Here is a 2,685-nt window from a genome sequence, read left to right as displayed (position 1 = left end):
AACGGTCGTTGCCTCAGAACAAACACAGTGGACGCGAGCAACTGAGGACAAGCCCTCGGCCTATTAGTACCAGTCAGCTTCACCGGTTGCCCGGCTTCCACATCTGGCCTATCAACCCAGTCGTCTACTGGGAGCCTTACCCCATCAAGTGGGTGGGAGTCCTCATCTCGAAGCAGGCTTCCCGCTTAGATGCTTTCAGCGGTTATCCCTCCCGAACGTAGCCAACCAGCCATGCCCTTGGCAGAACAACTGGCACACCAGAGGTTCGTCCGTCCCGGTCCTCTCGTACTAGGGACAGCCCTTCTCAAGACTCCTACGCGCACAGCGGATAGGGACCGAACTGTCTCACGACGTTCTAAACCCAGCTCGCGTACCGCTTTAATGGGCGAACAGCCCAACCCTTGGGACCGACTCCAGCCCCAGGATGCGACGAGCCGACATCGAGGTGCCAAACCATCCCGTCGATATGGACTCTTGGGGAAGATCAGCCTGTTATCCCCGGGGTACCTTTTATCCGTTGAGCGACGGCGCTTCCACAAGCCACCGCCGGATCACTAGTCCCGACTTTCGTCCCTGCTCGACCCGTCGGTCTCACAGTCAAGCTCCCTTGTGCACTTACACTCAACACCTGATTGCCAACCAGGCTGAGGGAACCTTTGGGCGCCTCCGTTACCCTTTAGGAGGCAACCGCCCCAGTTAAACTACCCATCAGACACTGTCCCTGATCCGGATCACGGACCCAGGTTAGACATCCAGCACGACCAGACTGGTATTTCAACGACGACTCACCGCGAACTGGCGTCCGCGTTTCAAAGTCTCCCAGCTATCCTACACAAGCCGAACCGAACACCAATATCAAACTGTAGTAAAGGTCCCGGGGTCTTTCCGTCCTGCTGCGCGAAACGAGCATCTTTACTCGTAGTGCAATTTCACCGGGCCTATGGTTGAGACAGTCGAGAAGTCGTTACGCCATTCGTGCAGGTCGGAACTTACCCGACAAGGAATTTCGCTACCTTAGGATGGTTATAGTTACCACCGCCGTTTACTGGCGCTTAAGTTCTCAGCTTCGCCCCACCGAAATGGAGCTAACCGGTCCCCTTAACGTTCCAGCACCGGGCAGGCGTCAGTCCGTATACATCGCCTTACGGCTTCGCACGGACCTGTGTTTTTAGTAAACAGTCGCTTCTCGCTGGTCTCTGCGGCCACCCCCAGCTCAGAGCGCGAAGCTCATCACCAGGTGTGGCCCCCCTTCTCCCGAAGTTACGGGGGCATTTTGCCGAGTTCCTTAACCATAGTTCACCCGAACGCCTCGGTATTCTCTACCTGACCACCTGAGTCGGTTTAGGGTACGGGCCGCCATGAAACTCGCTAGAGGCTTTTCTCGACAGCATAGGATCATCCACTTCACCACAATCGGCTCGGCATCAGGTCTCAGACTATGTGCCAGGCGGATTTACCTACCTGACGTCCTACACCCTTACCCCGGGACAACCACCGCCCGGGATGGACTACCTTCCTGCGTCACCCCATCACTCACCTACTACCACCTTGGGTCAGCGGCTCCACCACTCCGAGATCACCCGAAGGATCACCCGGCGGCTTCACGGCCTTAGCATTAATGGGCTCAATGTTTGACGCTTCACAGCGGGTACCGGAATATCAACCGGTTATCCATCGACTACGCCTGTCGGCCTCGCCTTAGGTCCCGACTTACCCTGGGCAGATCAGCTTGACCCAGGAACCCTTAGTCAATCGGCGCACACGTTTCTCACGTGTGAATCGCTACTCATGCCTGCATTCTCACTCGTCAACCGTCCACAACTCGCTTACGCGGCTGCTTCACCCGGCAGACGACGCTCCCCTACCCATCACAGCGGGCGTTGGCCCTCATGCTGCAATGACACGACTTCGGCGGTACGCTTGAGCCCCGCTACATTGTCGGCGCGGAATCACTAGACCAGTGAGCTATTACGCACTCTTTCAAGGATGGCTGCTTCTAAGCCAACCTCCTGGTTGTCTCTGCGACTCCACATCCTTTCCCACTTAGCGTACGCTTAGGGGCCTTAGTCGATGCTCTGGGCTGTTTCCCTCTCGACCATGGAGCTTATCCCCCACAGTCTCACTGCCGCGCTCTCACTTACCGGCATTCGGAGTTTGGCTAAGGTCAGTAACCCGGTAGGGCCCATCGCCTATCCAGTGCTCTACCTCCGGCAAGAAACACACGACGCTGCACCTAAATGCATTTCGGGGAGAACCAGCTATCACGGAGTTTGATTGGCCTTTCACCCCTAACCACAGGTCATCCCCCAGGTTTTCAACCCTGGTGGGTTCGGTCCTCCACGAAGTCTTACCTCCGCTTCAACCTGCCCATGGCTAGATCACTCCGCTTCGGGTCTTGAGCGCGCTACTAGACCGCCCTGTTCGGACTCGCTTTCGCTACGGCTTCCCCACACGGGTTAACCTCGCAACACACCGCAAACTCGCAGGCTCATTCTTCAAAAGGCACGCAGTCACGAGACAAGGAACAAGTCCTCGTCCGACGCTCCCACGGCTTGTAGGCACACGGTTTCAGGTACTATTTCACTCCCCTCCCGGGGTACTTTTCACCATTCCCTCACGGTACTATCCGCTATCGGTCACCAGGGAATATTTAGGCTTAGCGGGTGGTCCCGCCAGATTCACACG

Annotated in this window: 1 rRNA gene (running past one end of the window); it reads right to left on the bottom strand. The window is 56.8% G+C overall.

The annotated features are described in order from the left end of the window. Nucleotides 1-43 precede the first annotated feature (43 nt). A 23S ribosomal RNA gene (locus F7R91_RS41560) occupies nt 44-2,685 on the bottom strand; it runs 482 nt beyond the window's last position.

The organism is Streptomyces luteolifulvus (genome assembly GCF_008806595.1).
In the GTDB taxonomy this organism is placed as follows: domain Bacteria; phylum Actinomycetota; class Actinomycetes; order Streptomycetales; family Streptomycetaceae; genus Streptomyces; species Streptomyces luteolifulvus.
This window is presented reverse-complemented; position numbering and strand designations above follow the sequence as displayed.